We start from the raw sequence: 18917 nt of genomic DNA, 5'->3' as shown, positions 1-18917 counted from the left end.
GTGAAAAATAAAAACGTTTTCGAGAAAATGAAGGTATACTATATAGTAGAAAAAAACGGAAGGGAAGTGCGAGTTGGGTGACACCTGAACTTAAAGAAGACTTACATCAGCAATTAAAAGAAATAGAAAAATGGGAAAAAGATCAGCAAAAAGTCTGGTTTTGGGAAAAGCTCAGCCGTCTCCCGTTTCAGCTGCTGGACAAGCTGACGCCGGAATTCATTCAGAAAAAGATCGGCAAGCTTTTGGATGAGGTCGGCAGCTTTGTTCAAACAGGAGGACAGTATCTGACATCGGAAAAACAGATTATCAAAACGTTTCAAAAGAAGCTGCCGGAGCAAACCTTTGAGTCTTTGGAGGACGTCCGAAAAGCGCCTCTGCCTGTCATGGATGAAATTGCGGAAGGAATGGGCAAAAACAGAATCAACACGGCAACCGTACAAGGCGCGACAACGGGTGTGGGCGGTGTGTTTACGCTGGCGGCAGACATTCCGGCCGTGCTTGGTCTGTCGTTAAAAACGCTGCAGGATATCGCTGTTGCTTACGGCTATGACCCAAAGGAGAAAAAAGAGCGTGTCTTCATCGTAAAATGTTTGCAGCTGACATCGGCTGATGTTGTCGGCAAAAAATCGATTTTGCAAGAATTAAAAGACTATGATCAAGATCGTACATATAAGAATGTCGCTTCTCAAATCCAAGGCTGGCGTGAAGTCGTATTAGGATATCGCGACACGTTTGGCTGGAAAAAGCTTTTTCAACTAGTGCCGGTCGCGGGAATGGTCTTTGGCGCGGCAGCCAATCGCTCAACATTAAACGACATTACCGAAACGGGCATGATGCTGTATAAAAAGAGGCGCATTCTTGAGCGGCTGAAAGAAACAGAACAAGAGATGGAATAGAAGAAAGCAGACGGACAACGCGCTCCGCCTGCTTTTTTTAGTGGAAACACACCCAATGTGCTTTGTTTGTTTAAAAGAATTGATAGCGGGAAAACAACAACCAACACCAATTAAAGGAGGAATTCAAAATGGCAGACGATAACAAAATGAGCAGAGAAGAAGCAGGTAGAAAAGGCGGAGAAACAACAAGCAAAAACCATGATAAAGAATTCTATCAAGAGATTGGCAAAAAAGGCGGAGAAGCCACTAGCGAAAACCATGACAAAGAATTCTATCAAGAAATCGGCGAAAAAGGCGGAGAAGCCACTAGCCAAAACCATGACAAAGAGTTCTACCAAGAAATCGGCGAAAAAGGCGGAGAAGCCACTAGCGAAAATCATGACAAAGAATTCTATCAAGAAATCGGCCGTAAAGGCGGAGAGGCAACAAGCAAAAATCACGATAAAGAATTCTATCAAGAAATTGGCTCAAAAGGCGGAAACGCCCGCAATAACGACTAATCAAAAGCATAAAGGCAGACAACCTGTAGATAAAAAGCGATCCAGCACATCAGCTGGATCGCTTTTTTTATTTTAGGAATTTTCTAAATTTATGCCGGTATTACGATACAATAAGTGAAAAAAGGGGTTTTCGCTAATGTCCGAGATGCAAAATTTGCTCGCCATCGCCAATGAAGTCAAAGAAAAATACGCCAATTTTCCAATCTCAGAGGTCAACGACCACTGTGTGCGCCTCGCTGTGTTTACAGGAGAATATGACTGGCACCATCACCCTGACTCAGATGAATTATTCATTGTTCTTGAAGGTGAACTGCTGATCGATTTTAAGGACAAAGAAACCGCGGTACTCAAAGCAAATGACAGCCTGCTGATCCCAAAAGGAACGATTCACCGCACGCGCTCTTACGTCAGAACGGTGAATCTCTGTGTCGAGCATACACAAGCGAAAACAGTCATCATATAGGAATTGCCATGCTAATCAAAAGGATTGTATGTGAAGTAGACGCTGCAAACACTGAAGCATTTTCAAAAGCGCAGTCACAGTGGGGAGCATTATCACATGTAAGTGGCTTCATCAAACAGGCCGGCGGCTGGCGGAAAACAGCAGATGGACTGTTCACCGCAGAAATCATCAGCGTTTGGGAGAACAGAGCTGCCTATGATCATTTTATGGAGAACGAACATGACAGCATATACGAGGAAAATGAACAGAAGGCAATGATTCTTTCGATAGAAGTGAAGCTGTACGAAGAGGGTGAACCGTTCATTCACGATCTGTTACATAACTCTGACATCCGGCACGAACCAGACTGGACGGTTCTGAAGGCATAATGAAAGCCCAAAACATCATGTTTTGGGCTTGTGTCTTTACTCGCGTCCCGGAAGCGTATCATGAACAAAAGGCGGTGCTGGTTTTAATTCCGGTTTTTCTCCAAAAGCTTTAGCTTCTTTCACATATTCAAAGGCTTCTCCATCCGGCGCTTTTTCGTTCAGCCAGGTTTGCTCGGCGCTTTCCTCGCCTTCAGAGAAATTGATAAGCTGATGCGAGAACTCTTGTTTTTCAAGTGCTTTCGGGAAGGTCCCCGGCACAATCGGGCCTTCTTGTGCTTCTAATTCTTTAATAGCAGCGAGCCATTGATTTTGGTGCATCGTGTCACGCGCCAGCAGGAAGCTGAGCATATCTTTAACGCCTTTGTCATCCGTCATTTCAAACAGGCGTGCAACCTGCAGACGGCCTTGTGATTCCGCATTCAGATTGGCGCGGAAGTCTGCCAGCAGGTTTCCGCTTGCTACGATATAGCCGCCGCTCCAAGGTACGCCTGTACTGCTTTCCGGCATGGCGCCAAGTCCTGATACAATTGCATGGTGAGGGTTCATGCCGCCCAGGATGGAGCCGATGACCGGATCTTCAGCGGCTTTTTCCTGCTGATCAAGCGGGGCATCCTCAAGAAGTCTGGCAATCATCGTAGCGATCATTTCAACATGCCCGAGTTCCTCAGTTGCCGTATCCATCAGCAAATCCTTGTATTTTTCATTTCCTCTTGTATTCCAGCCTTGAAATAAGTATTGCATGGCAACAGAAATTTCTCCGAATTGCCCGCCTAAAATTTCTTGCATTTTTTTAGCGAATAATGGATCTGGACGATCTGGTTTAGCAGGATGCTGCAGCTTTTTCGTATGCTTAAACATGTTTCCATCTCCTTTTTTCGTTTATCTCTATTTATATTTCCGATCAATTGAAAGATAAACGAAAAACAGCGTATCGAGATGGGTATTACGAATCCTCTCGCAGCTCTAAAAGCTCCTGTATCAGCTTCCGGCCGAAGATGGGCTCGTACTGCCGGTAAACAGGATCAAGGCGTTTCATCCATTCTTTTTTCTCTTTATCTGACAGCTCGTAGATTTTAATAGATGAATGTTTTTTGATTTCTTCCAGCTGCTCCTTGTTCATTTCTTCGGCATACGTTTCGTTCCACTCCGTCGTTTCCTTCATCGCTTCAGTCAAAATGCGCCTTGTTTCCGGTGTTTGCGCGTTCCAGAAATGCTCATCAGTCATGACAGCGTAGCCGAGATAACCGTGGCTGCTTATTGTCAAATAGTCCTGAACATTATAAAATTTTTTAGAATAGATGTTTGAGATTGTATTTTCTTCGCCATCGACTACATTGTTTTCTAACAGCTGAAAGGTAGAATTGAAGGATTCCTGATGAGGTGTTGCGCCAAGCAGCTTGAACTGATCCTCTATCACATCGCTTTGCATAATGCGGAGATCTTGTCCTTTTAAATCATCCGGGCCTTTGACCGGTCCTTGATTTGTCGTGATTTGCTTAAAGCCGTTTGTCCAATAGGCGAGTCCTTTTAATTGATTTTTCTTTAGAGAATCAAACAGCTGTGTGCCGATGCTGCCGTTCAGCCCTTTTTTGACAGCATCGTAATCTGTAAATGCATACGGAAGATCCAGCACGCCCCATTCAGGCGAGAGCATGCCGAGCTTCGATGTGGAGGGGGCGATAAATTGAACGTCGCCGTTTTGCAATGCTTCAATTTCTTCGATGTCCGAATACAGGCTACCATTCGGGAACACTTCAATTTTAATTTTCCCGCCTGATTTTTCGTTCACCAGCTCGGCGAATTTATTGGCGGCCAGCCCTTTCGGCGTATTTTCGGCAACCACATGGCTGAATTTAAACACGATTTGATCCTGTAAGCCTTCCTGGTCGTCATCATAAACAATCTCTTCACTGCCGGTATGATCATGGAATCCGATAAATAAAGCGGTTGCAATTCCGGCGATCATCAGTGCGAGACATGCAAGGAAACTCTTCATGAAAACCCCTCCCCTTCATTAAGGATAGTGGGGACAATGCCATTCGTAAAGACCTGAAAGGAGAAGCTGATGAACAAAAAGAAGCTCTCAATCCGTTGGAAAATCACGATCTTATCCTATATACTCGTCATTTTCTCCTTTTTGATCGGCGGCATTGTGCTCATTGGCAATATCCAGCATACAGAGGAGCGGGAGCTGAAAAAACGTTTGATGAATACGGCCCGGACGGTGTCAGAGATGACAGAAGTGAAAGAGGCCTTGGCGAGAAACAAACAAACAGAAGCGGTTCGCCATGCGGTTGAAGAAATCAGGATGATTAATGAAGCAGACTATATTGTCGTCATGGATATGAATCACATCCGATATACGCATCCTGTCAGCACAAGCATCGGCAAGAAATCTAAGGGTGCAGACGAAGAGGCGGCGTTTGCGGAGCACATTTATTTCTCAGAAGCAAAGGGTGAGATCGGCACGGCGGTCCGGGCTTTTTATCCGGTGAAGGATCATGATCTGAACCAGATTGGCGTGGTGCTTGTCGGGAAAACACTGCCGGGGATCGCAGACATCCTGCTTCATTTAAAGCGAGATATTACATTCATCGTTGTGCTGACACTAGGCTTCGGCCTTGCAGGGTCCTTTCTGCTGGCGCGCCATATCAAAAAACAAATGTTTCAGCTTGAGCCACATGAGATTGTCCGAATGTATGAAGAACGGACAGCGACGTTTCACTCAATGAATGAAGGCGTAATTGCCATTGACAATCGACTTATCATTACAATTTTCAATGAAAAAGCGAAACAGATCTTTGAGGTGCAGGGGGATTTGGTCGGGAAGGTGATTTGGGACGTTCTCAAGGATTCGCGCCTGCCCGAAATCGTGGAGCGGAACAAAGCGGTTTATAATGAAGAAATTCGCGTCAGCGGAAAGGTCATCATGAGCAGCAGAATTCCGATTGTCATGAAGAAAAAAGTCATCGGCGCCGTCGCTATTTTTCAGGACAGAACGGAAGCCGCCAAGATGGCAGAGGAATTGACGGGCGTCAAAAACTTTGTGGAGGCGCTCCGCGTTCAAAACCATGAGCATATGAATAAGCTGCATACAATCGCCGGCCTCATCCAGCTGGGGAAATCTGAAAAAGCCTTGCAGCTTGCATTCCAGGCATCAACTGAGCAGGAAAATGTGACTGAATTTCTGCACCGCTCGATTCAAAATGACGCCGCGGCGGGCCTTCTATTAAGTAAAATCAGAAGAGGAAGGGAGCTCGGCATTGCTGTTCATATTGATGAAAACAGCAGCCTTCAGCAATTTCCCGAGCATGTTGACCAGCATGATATCGTCGTGCTTTTGGGGAATCTGATTGAAAATGCCTTCGGCTCATTTGAAACCGTTCAATCTGATGACAAACGAATTGACATTAGTATCGAACAAACGGATGATATCCTTGCTATTTTAATAGAAGATAACGGCTGCGGGATTGAACCGACACACATGCCGCACCTTTACGACAAAGGATTTACGGTCAATAAAACAGGCGGCACAGGCTATGGCCTGTATTTAGTAAAACAAATCACAGACAAAGGATCGGGCACGATAGAAGTTGATTCACACGCGGGACAGGGAACATCTTTTTCTATCGTTTTTCCAATGAAGGGGGAGGAAGCACAGCATGGCTCGTAAGGAATGGAAGGTTCTGCTCATTGAAGACGATCCGATGGTTCAAGAGGTAAACAAGGATTTCATCACAACTGTCAAGGGCTTTACTGTCTGTGCAACAGCGGGAAACGGAGAAGAAGGCATTAAGCTGATTAAAGAAAAACAGCCCGACCTCGTCATTCTCGATGTGTACATGCCGAAAAAAGACGGAATCAAAACCTTGCAGGAGATCAGAAAGCAAAAACTTGAAGTGGATGTCATCGTCGTTTCCGCTGCAAAAGACAAAGAAACGATCTCTCTTATGCTGCAAAATGGAGCGGCTGACTATATCTTAAAACCGTTTAAGCTTGAGCGAATGAGACAGGCACTTGAAAAGTACAAGCAATATAAACAAAAAATAGAAGCGAGCGATACGCTGTCCCAGGAACAGCTCGATGCGATCCTGAATATTCCGCAGCAGGCCGTACAGGATTTGCCGAAAGGGCTGAATCATTTCACGATGAATGAAGTTACTGCTTTTTTGAAACAGCAAACTGCATCTCTTTCTGCGGAAGAGGTCGCCAAGGCGCTCGGCATCGCCAGAGTGACAGCTAGACGATACCTTGATTATCTTGAAAAAACCGGAACCATTAAATTGGACGTTCAATACGGCGGAGTCGGCAGGCCCGTCAACCGCTACGTGTTTAAAGGATAAATCTGAGACCAAAAAGACCAAAATGTCCGTTATGATCATAAACTTCCCCAGACTGTATGAAAACGCTATCATTCTAGTAAGAAAGACACAAAGGTGAATAGGACAGGGGGAATGCAGGATATGAAACTGTTTAAAAATTTAACAGTTCAGGTCATAACTGCGGTCATCATTGGGGTCATTGTCGGACTGGTCTGGCCGGATGTCGGCAAAGAAATGAAACCGCTTGGCGATACATTTATCAACGCTGTTAAAATGGTGATCGCCCCAATCATTTTCTTCACAATTGTTCTCGGGATTGCAAAAATGGGCGATATGAAGAAGGTTGGAAAAGTAGGGGGAAAAGCGTTTATTTATTTCGAGGTTGTCACTACCCTCGCACTCATTATCGGTTTATTTGTCGTCAATATCATGAAGCCGGGCGCGGGTCTTGATTACAGCAAGCTTGAAAAGGGAGATGTATCACAATACACGCAAAATGGCGGTCAGGGAATCGACTGGATTGAATTTATCACACACATTGTTCCGTCCAACATGGTTGATGCCTTCGCAAAAGGGGACATTTTGCAGGTCTTATTCTTTTCTATTCTTTTCGGAGTCGGTCTTGCAGCATTAGGTGAAAAGGGGAAAAGCGTGATTGATTTCTTCGACAAGATTTCTCACGTCTTTTTCAAAATCATCGGCTACATCATGCGTGCCGCGCCAATCGGGGCATTCGGGGCGATGGCGTATACGATCGGGCACTTCGGTCTCGATTCCATCAAGCCTCTGGCAAGCTTAATGATGTCTGTTTATATTACGATGTTCCTGTTCGTGTTTGTTGCTTTAAATCTCATCTGCAAGCTTTACGGATTCAGCCTGTGGAATTACCTGCGCTTCATTAAGGATGAGCTTCTGATCGTGCTTGGCACAAGCTCTTCAGAATCGGTGCTTCCGCGAATGATGGATAAAATGGAGCGCTACGGCTGTTCGAAATCGGTTGTCGGGCTTGTTATTCCGACGGGCTATTCATTTAACCTTGACGGCACATCCATTTATTTATCAATGGCGACGGTTTTTCTGGCACAGGTGTTTGGAGTAGACCTCAGCATCGGCCAGCAAATTACAATTATCCTCGTTCTGATGCTGACATCGAAGGGAGCAGCCGGTGTGACGGGAAGCGGATTTATCGTCCTTGCCTCAACACTGTCAGCGCTTCAGGTCATTCCGCTGGAGGGTCTTGCACTCCTGCTTGGGGTCGATCGTTTTATGAGTGAAGGAAGAGCGATTGTGAACCTGATTGGAAACGGAATCGCCACGATTATTGTTGCAAAAAGCGAAAATGAATTCGATGAAGCAAAAAGCATAGAGGCTGTTGAAGGCATGAAAAAAATGAAAACAGCAGTCTGAAAAAAAGAACGGCCCATCCATGGGGCCGTTTTTTTAATTGTTTAAGAATAATTAAGGTGAGGACAGAGACCTCAGCATTTTTTTGTTATATAATTTACAAATGGATACTATATTGAATGAAGGACGTTTGTCCTAACAGGAGTGTATAAATGGCCGCTTTAGTTAAATTTTTTCAGCACCCGGGAGTAAGGCGTTTTTCCGTCTTTGTCGTGTTAACTGGTGTGTTATACCTATTTAAGAGCATGATCAACTTAATATTGCTGACTTTCATTTTCGCATTTCTTATGGATCGTTTGGAGCTTGTCGTACGGCAGTTTTTAAGCCAGTTCTTCCGTGTGAGCCAGCGGGTGGTCATTACGTTTCTTTACATGTTGCTGGCTGTGCTGCTTACAGTCGGGGGGTTTGTATTTTATCCTGTCGTCGCGGCGCAGATTCAGCAGCTGGTAAAGCAGATTAAACATATTGCGTATCACCCGGATACCATCCCTTTCTTTGATGAGATCACCAGTGTTTTCGGAGATATTAATGTCAGTTCATATGTCAAAGAGGGTTTCAATGTGGTGTATACGTATCTGGCCGATATCAGCACATTCGGCTTGCAGATCGTAATGGCGCTCATTCTCAGCATGTTTTTCTTATTTGAGAAAAAACGGCTTTCTGAATTCATGGCGAAATTTAAAACGAGCAAACTGGCGGTCTTTTATGAGGAAATTGCTTTTTTCGGAAGCAAATTTGCAAGAACGTTCGGCAAGGTGCTTGAGGCTCAATTCATCATTGCGCTCGTCAACTGTATTCTGACGTTTATCGCGCTTTGGATTATGCATTTCCCGCAGCTGTTTGGGCTTTCTATTATGGTGTTCTTCCTTGGATTGATCCCTGTAGCAGGCGTCGTCATTTCTCTGATCCCGCTCAGTATTATCGCTTACAGCACTGGCGGCGGAATGTATGTGCTCTACATTGTGCTTGTCATATTCGCCATACATGCGATCGAAACGTATTTCTTAAATCCGAAGCTGATGTCTGCGAAAACGGAGCTGCCGATCTTTTTCACCTTCACAGTACTCATTTTCTCTGAGCACTTTTTCGGCATTTGGGGTCTAATTATCGGGATTCCGATCTTTGTGTTTCTCCTAGATATTCTTGATGTCACCAACAAGGAAGAAGGACCCAAAAGATTCCAAGAGAAAAGTAACAAAAAATAGTTTACAAAATTGGATCTTTTCTGTATAAATAAACTAAATCATACAATAGTAAGCCACACGCTTAATCCTTTTATAAGGAGTGGGGGACCCAATCTTTTGGGGTTAATTTTTCATCTGAAAAACGGACATCTCTTCGTCCGAACCCGTCAGCTAACCTCATCAGCGTGAAGAGAGAGTCCTGTGGTTTGAAGTTACAGCCAAAGCCCACGGGAGTCTCTCGCGGGCTTTTTTTCAAAAAAGGGAGGAATGCGGATGAAACTGGCTACAAAGATAATCATTGCATTGGTGCTAGGTGCGGTGACGGGGATTATTCTTAACGTAACATCACCTGAATTATTTGAAAATTTAAATAAGTTTGTATTCGGGCCGCTGGGCACTATCTTTTTAAACCTCATTAAAATGCTTGTCGTTCCGATTGTCTTTTTCTCATTGACACTCGGAGTAGCCGGGCTGGGCGATCCTAAGAAGCTTGGCAGAATCGGTGTAAAGGCGATTTCTTATTTTCTTGTCACGACAGCAGTGGCGATTACCATTGCCATCATTTTAGCTCTTGTCATCAAACCGGGAGAGTTTGGAACGTATGATACATCGTCTGCCGAATTCACTGCTGAAAAAGCGCCAAGTATTGCGGACACCCTGTTAAACATTATTCCGACCAACCCTGTGCAAGCGATGACGGAAGGAAATATGCTGCAAATTATCGCTTTTGCCATTTTTGTCGGGCTTGGGATTACAATGCTAGGAAAAAAAGCGGATATGCTTCTCAAAGTTGTTGAACAAGGAAATGAATTGATGATGTACCTGGTGAATCTTGTAATGAAGTTCGCTCCGTATGGTACATTCGGTCTGATTGCGACAGCTATCGGAAGCCAAGGGTTCAGCGCAATGAAAGCGATGGGCTTGTACATGATTGTGGTAACCCTTGCATTACTGATACATGCAGTCGTTACCTACGGATCTACGGTTGCGCTTATAGCCAGAAGAAATCCGATTACGTTCTTTAAAAATTTCTCAGAGGTAATGGTCGTTGCATTCAGTACTTCCAGCAGCAATGCGACCCTGCCGGTATCCATGGATGTGGCCCAGAAAAAATTAAAAGTGCCTGAGCCGATCAGCAGCTTCGTCCAGCCGCTCGGTGCTACAATTAATATGGACGGAACAGCCATCATGCAAGGGGTAGCCACTGTCTTCATTGCGCAGGTATTCGGGCATGATCTGACATTCACTCAGCTGCTGATGGTGATACTGACGGCAGTGTTAGCAAGTGTCGGCACCGCTGGTGTTCCTGGAGTCGGCTTGATTATGCTCGCCATGGTGCTTCAATCTGTCGGCCTGCCTGTCGAGGGAATCGGATTAATTCTTGGAATTGACCGTCTGCTTGATATGCTCCGTACAGTGGTGAACACAACAGGAGACGCGGCCTGCGCCGTCATTATTACAGAAACAGAAAAGAACAAACAGCCTGAGCAAACGCCGACTCTATCGGTTTAACCAAACATTTGGAAGCAACAAATGCTATAATACAAACAGTGCCTAATTTTTGGGCACTGTTTATTTTTTGTCGAAAAAGGAGGAAGGCTTTATGGCTGAGCCGATTTTACATATTGAAGGCCTCGATAAAAAGATTGGGTCTAAACAGATTTTAAAACAGATCAGAATGGACGTCATGGAGGGCGAAATCATCGGCCTGCTCGGTCCTAATGGTTCCGGAAAAACAACACTCATCCGTATCATCGTCGGGTTATTAAAACAAAACAGCGGAAGTGTGACAATCAGCGGATTTCAGCATGATACAGAGTTTGAAAAAGCGATGGAAGCGGTTGGAGCGATCGTCGAAAATCCTGAGTTCTATCCGTACCTGACAGGATGGGAAAACCTCAAGCACTTTGCGAATATGCACAAAAAAATAACGGATGAACGGCTTGATGAAGTAGTGGAACGTGTAGGGCTGACATCAGCGATTCATGATAAGGTGAAAACCTATTCCCTTGGCATGCGCCAGCGTCTTGGTATTGCACAAGCGATTCTTCACCGGCCGAAGCTTCTTATTTTAGATGAACCGACAAACGGTCTTGATCCCGCCGGCATGAAGGATTTTCGCGATCATATTAAGGAGCTCGCAGAAAAGGAAGGAACAGCAGTCCTGTTCGCCACTCACTTATTGCGTGAGGTTGAAGATCTGTGTGACCGTGTCATCATCATTCAAAAAGGCGAGATCAAAGCGGAAGTCAGCTTACATGGAACAGATCAAAAAACAGAAAAAGCGATCATTGAAGTGCAGCCGGAAGAAAAAGCGCTCAATTGGCTGGCAGGCAATCAATATCAAGCAGAGCGGCAAGACGGGGCGATTGTTGTTGAGGTAGCAAAAGAAAACATTCCGGAGCTGAATCGTTCACTTGTCGGACAAGACCTGAATGTCTTTTCCATTACGCCTTATACGCAATCACTTGAAGATGAATTCATAAAAGCGACAACTGTTCATCAAGAGGAGGGAGAAGAGCTTGTCTAAATTAATTTGGAATGAACATATGAAACTTTTTAATCGGAAGGTCACGTTGGTATCTCTTATCCTGATGGCGGTCTTTCAATTTTTCATGGCCTTGATCATTAAACGGATTGTCATCAGTGCCGGAACGGATGAAAACTTCATCGGCTATTTATCGTATACACCGAGTCTGAACATCCTGCTGCAGGCTTTAACGATCGTGATTGCAGCGACAATTGTTTCGATGGAATTTGATAAAAAGACGATCAAATTTTTGCTCATCCGTCCTGTTAAACGCCAAAAGGTTTTTTGGTCAAAATTAATCACAGTCGTAATGGTCAGCTTTTATTTGTATCTGGCATACTACATTTTGGCATTATTATTCGGTCTCGTCTTTTTCGGCACATCCGTGAGCGCGGAATCAAAGACATTGCTGATCAACACCTTAGCGCTGATCGGCTCAAACTGGCTTGAAGCCGTAATGATGGGATTATTCGGGCTGCTTTGTTCTTCACTGTTCCGCAACAGCGCGGTAGCAGTTGTTGTTTCTTTTGTCGTTTTATACGGAGCGAGTACACTTGTCCAGCTCATGAAGCTCTTTGAAAACAAATGGGGCAGCTTTTTGCTTTTTGCCAATACTGACTTTACGCAATACAGAAGCGGAGCAACAGCGTTGTTTTCCGGCATGACACCATTATTTTCAGCAGGGATTATCATCATACATGCCATATTCTTCATCGCCGTTGGCTGGTGGTGCTTCTGTAAACGGGATGTCCGGGTGTAAAGGCAAGGAATGACATTTTTGTGAAAAAGCTCACGTAAATCAATATCATTTGATATTTTGGTTTATACTAAAGGTACTGACGGAGGTGTCTCGATTGAGGAACTTTATTACCGCTTTACCGATTGTATTGCTGCTTGGATTCTCATTTGTGTCATTCATGTTTCAGTTTGAACATCTTGTTTATTTCAGACTCGCGCTTGGGTTGTTCTCTCTCGTGGGGCTGTACATGATATATAAAATGAAGACGGGCATCCGTTATTTTATCATCTATCTGTATGCCAGCTGGATTGTGCTTGCGGCAGTGACTGCTTTTGAAGAGCCAATTTTCTCGAGCTTTTTCTTTGGCGGCCTGGTGATGACAATGGGTTACCTGACATATATGCTGATTTATCTCGGCATGAAACAAGACCGGGATGCAAATCCTGTGTAAGCGCGCTGTTCCCTTGGGGGAACGGCGTGTTTTTCTATACCGGACAAAAGGTTAACAGTTGCGGAATAATGGCAGGAAATCTATAATACATATTAAATTTATCGGAATTAAAACTTGGGGGGCTGCCGGATGTCATTATTTATAAAAAACGATCAACAGCGGCAATGGATGGAGAAAATCGGACGGATTGCGGATGAATTTCAGCAAACAGCAGCTGAAGATGACGAACAAGGACGTTTTCCTTTAGAAAAAATACAAAAACTGCGTGATGCTGGGTATACGGCATTAACATTGCCGGCATCTCATGGAGGAGGAGGCATTTCTGTTTACGATATGCTCCTGTTTCAAGAACGGCTGGCACGGGGAGATGCTCCGGCAGCACTGAGCATCGGCTGGCATTTGAGCGTAATTGGAGAGCTTGGAGAAGGCAATAGCTGGGATAAAGACGTGTTTGCGTATATTGCAAAGGAAGTTCAAAACGGAGCCGTCATCAACAGGGCGGCGACAGAAGCGAAAACCGGAAGCCCGACAAGAGGAGGGCGTCCCGGTACAAACGCCGTCAAAAAGGATGGCAAATGGGCAGTAAACGGAAGAAAAACCTTTACGACGATGTCACAAGCACTGGATTATTTTTTAGTGACGGCATGGATTGAGGAAAAACAAACAACAGGCGTGTTTCTCGTTCATAAAGATCATCCCGGTTTGTCGATTGAAGAAACGTGGGATATGATCGCGATGCGGGCGACTGGAAGCCATGACCTTGTACTGAATGAGGTAACGCTTGATGAGGAGAAACTGGTGGAATTGCTTCAAGGACCTCGGGGAGCTAAGCCGAATGGCTGGCTGCTTCACATCCCGGCGATTTATCTTGGCATTGCTCAAGCGGCGCGAGACTATGCGGTGCAATTTGCATCTGAGTATTCTCCAAACAGTTTGAAGGGACCGATCAAGAATGTTCCGGCCGTACAGCAAAGAACAGGCGAAATGGAGCTTGAACTGCTCAATGCCAGACATTTTCTTTTCCATATCGCTCAATTATATGACGATCCGGAGCGCCGCCCTCACTTGAGAAGCGAGCTCGGTGCGGCGAAACATATCGTCACAAATGCTGCGCTGTCTATCGTCGATAAAGCGATGAGAATTGTCGGAGCCAAAAGCCTTGAACGAACCAACCCGCTTCAGCGCTATTACCGTGATGTGCGCGCCGGTCTCCATAACCCGCCGATGGATGACGCGGTGATCCAAAAGCTGGCTGCGGAAGCGTTTGAGTCATGAAAAAAAGAGCCATCCCGGCTCTTTTTATGTATTGTTTTGCTCTTGCAGATTTTTTTGATGCTTGCGGTCGATCCTGTCATAAATGACATTCATCAGCTTTGGATTGCCCATAATCGCCTCTTTGTTTTCCTGGATCAGCTGTTGGTAAGTTTTCACTTTACGCTTCGGCATGCTCCGGTGCCCTCCTGACATGTTTGTATTCACTTTCTAACTCCGTTAGCGACAATTCATACAAATGACGCTTTGACTTTTTGTATATACCATTCTGTATTAACAGATGAATGAGCTGTTTTTTTCTGATTTCAGCAGACTGAGGTGTCATTATGTCACCAACCTCCAATCGAACGATATTGATAATCATTATCAATTAACCCCAGTATACAATGTCCACAATAGCCTGTAAAGGTGAAAACAGTCCTATTCTTTCGCAAATTGGCAAACATTCAACAGATCGACAAAAAGTTTCCCGGGCAATAATTTGCTGTCGAAATGTCCCTCTTATGAATGTTGCCGCTCTATTTTTTATGTTTTGAACCATACTATGTAATAGAATGGAGGCTGGTATTCAATGGAGCGGACAGAAAATCTGAAAAAAGGAGAAAAAGGAGCGCTCCTCAATATTTTGGCATATGTCATCCTTGCTGTTTTGAAGCTTGTAATCGGGATTTTATATCATTCCGAAGCGCTGAGAGCAGACGGATTAAATAATGGAACAGATATTGTTGCGTCAGTAGCTGTGCTGATTGGATTGCGTATTTCCCAAAGGCCGGCTGACAGCGATCATCCATATGGCCATTATCGGGCTGAAACGATTTCGTCTCTTGTTGCGTCTTTTATTATGATGGTTGTCGGCATTGAGGTGTTAATCGGCGGAGGAAGAGCGATTGCGAGCGGAACAACGGAAACGCCAAGTCTTATCGCTGCATGGACGGCGTTATGCAGTGCTGTGTTTATGTATGGCATCTATTTATATAACAAAAGGCTGGCAGCGTCCATTAAAAGCTCTGCCCTGATGGCAGCGGCAAAGGACAGCAGGTCAGACGCTTTTGTAAGTGTCGGAGCATTTATCGGTGTGATGTCATCCCAGCTGCAGCTGCCGTGGATCGATCCGGTAACGGCTTTTATCATCGGTATCATCATCTGCAAGACGGCATGGGACATCTTTAAAGACGCTTCACATTCTTTAACAGACGGTTTTCATTTAAAAGATCTTGAGCCTTACAAACAGACCGTCGGCAGGATCGAGAATGTACATCGACTAAAAGATGTGAAAGCGAGGTATCTAGGAAGCACAGTTCATATCGAAATGGTCATTACGGTTGATCCGAAGCTTACAGTAGAAGAAGGCCATGGAGTGGCGGATGAAGTAGAAGACAAAATAAAACATGAACACGATGTGACTCATGTTCATGTTCATGTAGAGCCTGACGACATAAAATAAGGCTGTTTAACGAATTAGCTTATATGTTCAGATAAAAATTCAGTCACTTCTTCAGGCGTTTTGGCATTGGCGCTGTGAAGGTGAGCTGTTTTTTCACCGTTTTTGAAGATAAGTAAGCTAGGAATACCCATTACTTGGTATTTTTCAGCCAGTTCAGGAAGCTCGTCCTTATTCAGCTCATACCAATCGTTTTGATTGTACTCTTCCAAAATATCGCCGATGAACATATTCATGCGCGTGCAGTCTGGGCACCAATCAGCATAAAACTTTACGATAATTTCTTTATCAGATTGAATCAGTTCGTTAAATTGTTCGTTTGTCGTGATTTTTTTCATATGTCACATCTCCTTTTCAATGCCATTTTAATATAAAATAAAAAGGAATTACATACAAATGCATTCAACATCAGCATGCCCAAAAATAATTAGATCATTTTCCGGTGAAAATGATAAGATAGTAAAGATGAATTGTAGTGGGGGGAGTATCCATTGAAAACAAGTCTAGGATTAGTGTACGGAGGAAAGTCGGCAGAACATAATGTTTCCCTGCAGACGGCTCTGGCTGTAATCAAAGCGCTAAATACTGAGAAGTTTGATATACATCCGATTTATATAACAGAAAAAGGCGAATGGGTAAGAGGCGCCCGTTTAACTGAGCCTGTTTCAAATGTGAAAATGCTTCAATTTGAGCAAGGAGGCAGTGCTTTTTCTCCAGCTGCCTTGAACCAGGAGATGTTTCCGCAGGAAGCGTCACAGCAAAATGAAGCCATCGACGTCGTATTCCCGCTCCTCCACGGACCGAACGGAGAAGACGGTACGATCCAGGGAATGCTCGAACTGTTGAACATTCCTTATGTCGGCAACGGAGTGCTTGCTTCCTCAGCCGGCATGGATAAAGTTGTCATGAAACATTTATTTGCTCAGGCCGGCCTTGCTCAGGCTAAATACGCAGCTTTCCTTAAGAAAGACTGGACTCGTTCTCCGAAAGAAAGCTGTGAGCAGGTTGAACAGGAATTAGGCTATCCTTGCTTTGTAAAACCGGCGAACCTCGGCTCAAGTGTCGGAATCAGCAAATGCCGAAACCGTGAAGAACTGCAAAAAGCGTTTGAGCTTGCTTTCCAATATGATCGTAAAGTCGTCGTTGAAGAAGGAATTAACGGCCGCGAGATTGAGATCGGCGTTCTTGGAAATGACGATCCTAAATGCTCTGTTGTGGGGGAAATCGCACCGAAGACGGATTTCTACGATTACAAAGCGAAATATGAGGATGGAGATACTGATCTGATGATTCCGGCGATTGTGACTGATGAGGAATACGCAACAATCAGTGATATGGCGATCAAAGCATTTAAAGCGATCGACGGTTCAGGACTCGTCAGAGCGGACTTTTTCCTGACAGCTGACGGCGAAGTTCTGATCAATGAAGTCAACACAATGCCTGGCTTTACACCTTTCAGCATGTTCCCGCTGCTCTGGAAAGAAGCCGGAGTGGAATATGCTGACCTGATTGAACAGCTTGTGGAGCTTGCAAAAGAACGCCACGCTGAAAAACAATTGATTAAGCATACATTCTAATGAAGAAGGACACTGCCGGTAAAAGGGCAGTGTTTTTTCCCGTATATACAAAAGAAAGAGAGGGACCTTACTTGATTAAGCGAACAGTAAAAAACATTGCCGAAATGGTTAATGGCACACTAACAAATCCGCAATATGAACAAACAGTCATTCATGGAGTGGCGACCGATACAAGAAAACTGGAACAACATCAGCTCTTCATTCCGCTGAAAGGGGAACGTTTTGACGGCCACACTTTTGTGGAGCAGGCTTTTGAAGCTGGTGTAGCGGCTGTTCTTTGGGATCGGTCAGAACCAAATCCGCCCGAGAATCACGCCGTCATTTTAGTGGACGATACCCTTACCGCACTTCAGCAGCTTGCAAAAGCCTATTTGCAGGAGCTTGGCACACGTGTCATCGGAGTAACCGGAAGCAATGGCAAAACGACAACAAAAGATATGATTCACGCCGTATTGGGGACCCAGTACCGTGTCCACAAAACTGGAGGAAACTTCAATAATCATATCGGTTTGCCGCTGACAGTTTTAGCGATGCCTGAAAATACGGAGATCGCCGTATTGGAGATGGGAATGAGCGCCAAAGGAGAAATTGACCTCTTGAGCCGCCTGGCAAACCCGGATGCGGCAGTGATTACGAATATCGGCGAATCGCATATGCAAGACCTCGGCTCTAGAGAGGGCATCGCGGAGGCGAAGCTTGAAATCATTAACGGGCTTAAAGAAGACGGAGTGCTGATTTATATCGGGGACGAACCGCTTCTTCAAAATGCATACAGCTGCCAGACGAAAACGTACGGGACGGGAGCGCATAATGATTATCAGCTTCAGGATGTCAGCCAGAGTGAGGAAGGAACCCATTTTACAATCAAAGGGATAGAAAACACGTTTTTTATTCCGATACTCGGCAAGCACAATGTGATGAACGCCATGGCAGCGATTGCTGCAGGGGCTTATTTTGGCATCACGCCTGAGGGTGCGGCAAAAGGACTGAGCGGCCTAAAGGTAACCGGGATGAGACTTGAACTCATCAAAACAGACAGCGGCCTTTCGATAATCAATGACGCTTATAATGCGAGCCCGACTTCTATGAAAGCTGCAATTCAATTGACAGAAAGCCTCGAAGGCTACGGCAAAAAAATGCTCGTGCTCGGTGATATGCTTGAACTCGGCGATCTTGAAGAAACGTTCCATAAAGAGTGCGGCGCTGTGATCAGCCCTGATAAAATTGACCGCGTCTTTACGTACGGAAAACTGGGAGCTTTTATCGCAGAAGGCGCCCTGAAACACTTTGAGAAAGACCGCGTCAGCCATTACACTGAGAAAAAAGATCTCCTCCAAGCTGTGAAGGAAAACGCATCAAAAGGCGATTTGATTTTATTCAAAGCGTCCAGAGGTATGAAGCTTGAAGAAATCGTTAAAGATTTAATAGAGAGCCCGCTTTCATAAGAAAATATTTTGCGAAAAAACGCATATTGCATCATAAAATAACATGATATGCAAACACTAATGTATGTCGGCCTAAAATTATGTATATCTGGCTGGCTGCGGCTATGATACAATATATATAGGTTATTTCGCGATACGAACATATTCGTCCGGACTTTTCATCGTGACCCGAAGTTCTCCGCTGGATTCTTGGGAGCGGATGGAGCAGCAGCCGGCATATTCGAGATGCCGATCTGCTTCTCATCTTATTGAAAAACAAATAGTGTAATGGTAAGATAAAACTTAAAGTAATTCGGGCTTTGTATACGGATGGATCCTGTCCTTC

21 protein-coding genes and 1 riboswitch are annotated in these 18917 nt (G+C 44.7%); of the genes, 16 read left to right on the top strand and 5 right to left on the bottom strand.

Annotated features, from left to right (window positions below; all coding sequences use genetic code 11):
- Window positions 1-77: 77 nt before the first annotated feature.
- From RAC86_RS10390 to RAC86_RS10375, 4 genes are all read left to right on the top strand, one after another.
- Window positions 78-896: an EcsC family protein gene (locus RAC86_RS10390; RefSeq protein WP_014112710.1), complete on the top strand. Its 819-nt coding sequence runs from the start codon at window positions 78-80 to the stop codon at window positions 894-896.
- Between the two features lie 128 nt (window positions 897-1024).
- Window positions 1025-1396, top strand: coding sequence for a glucose starvation-inducible protein GsiB (gene gsiB, locus RAC86_RS10385; protein WP_014112711.1), 372 nt, complete (start codon window positions 1025-1027; stop codon window positions 1394-1396).
- A 136-nt stretch (window positions 1397-1532) separates the two neighbouring features.
- Window positions 1533-1859, top strand: a complete 327-nt coding sequence (locus tag RAC86_RS10380) for a cupin domain-containing protein (RefSeq protein ID WP_014112712.1) — start codon at window positions 1533-1535, stop codon at window positions 1857-1859.
- Window positions 1860-1867: 8 nt separating this feature from the next.
- Window positions 1868-2227 (top strand): YdbC family protein, encoded by a 360-nt coding sequence (locus RAC86_RS10375; protein WP_014112713.1) that lies wholly within the window; start codon window positions 1868-1870, stop codon window positions 2225-2227.
- A 36-nt stretch (window positions 2228-2263) separates the two neighbouring features.
- Here RAC86_RS10375 and RAC86_RS10370 read toward each other — a convergent pair whose 3' ends face one another.
- Window positions 2264-3085, bottom strand: coding sequence for a manganese catalase (locus RAC86_RS10370; RefSeq protein ID WP_014112714.1), 822 nt, complete (start codon window positions 3083-3085; stop codon window positions 2264-2266).
- Between the two features lie 85 nt (window positions 3086-3170).
- A complete protein-coding gene (gene dctB, locus RAC86_RS10365) occupies window positions 3171-4223 on the bottom strand; it encodes a C4-dicarboxylate TRAP transporter substrate-binding protein DctB (RefSeq protein ID WP_072565766.1) in 1053 nt (350 codons plus the stop codon).
- A 69-nt stretch (window positions 4224-4292) separates the two neighbouring features.
- On the opposite strand from dctB, the gene dctS reads away from it, so the two are divergent.
- The 9 genes from dctS (at window position 4293) to RAC86_RS10320 (ending at window position 14132) form a co-directional block, all read left to right on the top strand.
- Window positions 4293-5900, top strand: a complete 1608-nt coding sequence (dctS, locus tag RAC86_RS10360) for a two-component system sensor histidine kinase DctS (RefSeq protein ID WP_072565767.1) — start codon at window positions 4293-4295, stop codon at window positions 5898-5900.
- The gene (gene dctR / locus RAC86_RS10355) at window positions 5890-6570 is read left to right on the top strand and encodes a two-component system response regulator DctR (protein ID WP_061186237.1); all 681 of its coding nucleotides are present in this window, start codon (window positions 5890-5892) and stop codon (window positions 6568-6570) included. The genes dctS and dctR overlap by 11 nt, the downstream gene beginning before the upstream one ends.
- Before the next feature lie 120 nt (window positions 6571-6690).
- Complete coding sequence (dctP, locus tag RAC86_RS10350) at window positions 6691-7956, top strand: C4-dicarboxylate transporter DctP (RefSeq protein ID WP_003225140.1); 1266 nt, start codon at window positions 6691-6693, stop codon at window positions 7954-7956.
- A 149-nt stretch (window positions 7957-8105) separates the two neighbouring features.
- On the top strand, window positions 8106-9158 hold the full coding sequence (locus RAC86_RS10345) for an AI-2E family transporter (RefSeq protein ID WP_072565768.1): 1053 nt from the start codon (window positions 8106-8108) through the stop codon (window positions 9156-9158).
- Between the two features lie 48 nt (window positions 9159-9206).
- A riboswitch (cyclic di-AMP (ydaO/yuaA leader) is annotated at window positions 9207-9337 on the top strand.
- Window positions 9338-9410: 73 nt separating this feature from the next.
- Window positions 9411-10649 (top strand): dicarboxylate/amino acid:cation symporter, encoded by a 1239-nt coding sequence (locus tag RAC86_RS10340; protein WP_014112719.1) that lies wholly within the window; start codon window positions 9411-9413, stop codon window positions 10647-10649.
- Between the two features lie 91 nt (window positions 10650-10740).
- Window positions 10741-11667: an ABC transporter ATP-binding protein gene (locus RAC86_RS10335; RefSeq protein ID WP_072565769.1), complete on the top strand. Its 927-nt coding sequence runs from the start codon at window positions 10741-10743 to the stop codon at window positions 11665-11667.
- Window positions 11660-12427 carry an ABC transporter permease gene (locus RAC86_RS10330; protein WP_014112721.1) on the top strand — a complete coding sequence of 256 codons (768 nt, stop codon included), beginning with the start codon at window positions 11660-11662 and terminating at the stop codon, window positions 12425-12427. Before RAC86_RS10335 ends, RAC86_RS10330 begins: the two co-directional genes overlap by 8 nt.
- A gap of 94 nt (window positions 12428-12521) precedes the next feature.
- Window positions 12522-12857 (top strand): hypothetical protein, encoded by a 336-nt coding sequence (locus tag RAC86_RS10325; RefSeq protein ID WP_003225151.1) that lies wholly within the window; start codon window positions 12522-12524, stop codon window positions 12855-12857.
- 129 nt (window positions 12858-12986) lie between these two features.
- Window positions 12987-14132 (top strand): acyl-CoA dehydrogenase family protein, encoded by a 1146-nt coding sequence (locus tag RAC86_RS10320; RefSeq protein WP_072565770.1) that lies wholly within the window; start codon window positions 12987-12989, stop codon window positions 14130-14132.
- 24 nt (window positions 14133-14156) lie between these two features.
- On the opposite strand, the gene fbpB is transcribed toward RAC86_RS10320, so the two are convergent.
- Entirely contained in the window at window positions 14157-14336 is a 180-nt protein-coding gene (gene fbpB, locus RAC86_RS10315; protein WP_072565771.1) for a Fur-regulated basic protein FbpB, read from the bottom strand.
- Window positions 14290-14454, bottom strand: coding sequence for a Fur-regulated basic protein FbpA (locus RAC86_RS10310; RefSeq protein ID WP_003225157.1), 165 nt, complete (start codon window positions 14452-14454; stop codon window positions 14290-14292). The genes fbpB and RAC86_RS10310 overlap by 47 nt, the downstream gene beginning before the upstream one ends.
- A gap of 246 nt (window positions 14455-14700) precedes the next feature.
- Here RAC86_RS10310 and RAC86_RS10305 point away from each other — a divergent pair, with 246 nt between their 5' ends.
- On the top strand, window positions 14701-15573 hold the full coding sequence (locus RAC86_RS10305; protein WP_072565772.1) for a cation diffusion facilitator family transporter: 873 nt from the start codon (window positions 14701-14703) through the stop codon (window positions 15571-15573).
- Window positions 15574-15587: 14 nt separating this feature from the next.
- Here the strand turns inward: RAC86_RS10305 and RAC86_RS10300 are convergent, their stop codons facing one another.
- On the bottom strand, window positions 15588-15908 hold the full coding sequence (locus tag RAC86_RS10300) for a thioredoxin family protein (RefSeq protein WP_003225161.1): 321 nt from the start codon (window positions 15906-15908) through the stop codon (window positions 15588-15590).
- Window positions 15909-16061: 153 nt separating this feature from the next.
- On the opposite strand from RAC86_RS10300, the gene RAC86_RS10295 reads away from it, so the two are divergent.
- Window positions 16062-17147, top strand: a complete 1086-nt coding sequence (locus RAC86_RS10295) for a D-alanine--D-alanine ligase (protein WP_014475870.1) — start codon at window positions 16062-16064, stop codon at window positions 17145-17147.
- Window positions 17148-17218: 71 nt separating this feature from the next.
- On the top strand, window positions 17219-18592 hold the full coding sequence (locus RAC86_RS10290) for a UDP-N-acetylmuramoyl-tripeptide--D-alanyl-D-alanine ligase (protein WP_377885573.1): 1374 nt from the start codon (window positions 17219-17221) through the stop codon (window positions 18590-18592).
- Window positions 18593-18917 lie beyond the last annotated feature (325 nt).

The organism is Bacillus sp. LR_5 (assembly GCF_042709275.1).
The sequence above is the reverse complement of the archived record's forward strand: the minus strand, read 5'-3'. Positions and strand labels throughout refer to the sequence as shown.

What these genes read in the sequence shown, in the direction of transcription:
- dctB (WP_072565766.1), bottom strand. Translation starts at nt 4,223, where the DNA reads ATGAAGAGTTTCCTTGCATGTCTCGCACTGATGATCGCCGGAATTGCA.
- RAC86_RS10320 (WP_072565770.1), top strand. Translation starts at nt 12,987, where the DNA reads ATGTCATTATTTATAAAAAACGATCAACAGCGGCAATGGATGGAGAAA.
- dctS (WP_072565767.1), top strand. Translation starts at nt 4,293, where the DNA reads ATGAACAAAAAGAAGCTCTCAATCCGTTGGAAAATCACGATCTTATCC.
- gsiB (WP_014112711.1), top strand. Translation starts at nt 1,025, where the DNA reads ATGGCAGACGATAACAAAATGAGCAGAGAAGAAGCAGGTAGAAAAGGC.
- dctR (WP_061186237.1), top strand. Translation starts at nt 5,890, where the DNA reads ATGGCTCGTAAGGAATGGAAGGTTCTGCTCATTGAAGACGATCCGATG.
- RAC86_RS10380 (WP_014112712.1), top strand. Translation starts at nt 1,533, where the DNA reads ATGTCCGAGATGCAAAATTTGCTCGCCATCGCCAATGAAGTCAAAGAA.
- RAC86_RS10375 (WP_014112713.1), top strand. Translation starts at nt 1,868, where the DNA reads ATGCTAATCAAAAGGATTGTATGTGAAGTAGACGCTGCAAACACTGAA.
- RAC86_RS10305 (WP_072565772.1), top strand. Translation starts at nt 14,701, where the DNA reads ATGGAGCGGACAGAAAATCTGAAAAAAGGAGAAAAAGGAGCGCTCCTC.
- dctP (WP_003225140.1), top strand. Translation starts at nt 6,691, where the DNA reads ATGAAACTGTTTAAAAATTTAACAGTTCAGGTCATAACTGCGGTCATC.
- RAC86_RS10345 (WP_072565768.1), top strand. Translation starts at nt 8,106, where the DNA reads ATGGCCGCTTTAGTTAAATTTTTTCAGCACCCGGGAGTAAGGCGTTTT.
- RAC86_RS10335 (WP_072565769.1), top strand. Translation starts at nt 10,741, where the DNA reads ATGGCTGAGCCGATTTTACATATTGAAGGCCTCGATAAAAAGATTGGG.
- RAC86_RS10370 (WP_014112714.1), bottom strand. Translation starts at nt 3,085, where the DNA reads ATGTTTAAGCATACGAAAAAGCTGCAGCATCCTGCTAAACCAGATCGT.
- RAC86_RS10340 (WP_014112719.1), top strand. Translation starts at nt 9,411, where the DNA reads ATGAAACTGGCTACAAAGATAATCATTGCATTGGTGCTAGGTGCGGTG.
- RAC86_RS10310 (WP_003225157.1), bottom strand. Translation starts at nt 14,454, where the DNA reads ATGACACCTCAGTCTGCTGAAATCAGAAAAAAACAGCTCATTCATCTG.
- RAC86_RS10300 (WP_003225161.1), bottom strand. Translation starts at nt 15,908, where the DNA reads ATGAAAAAAATCACGACAAACGAACAATTTAACGAACTGATTCAATCT.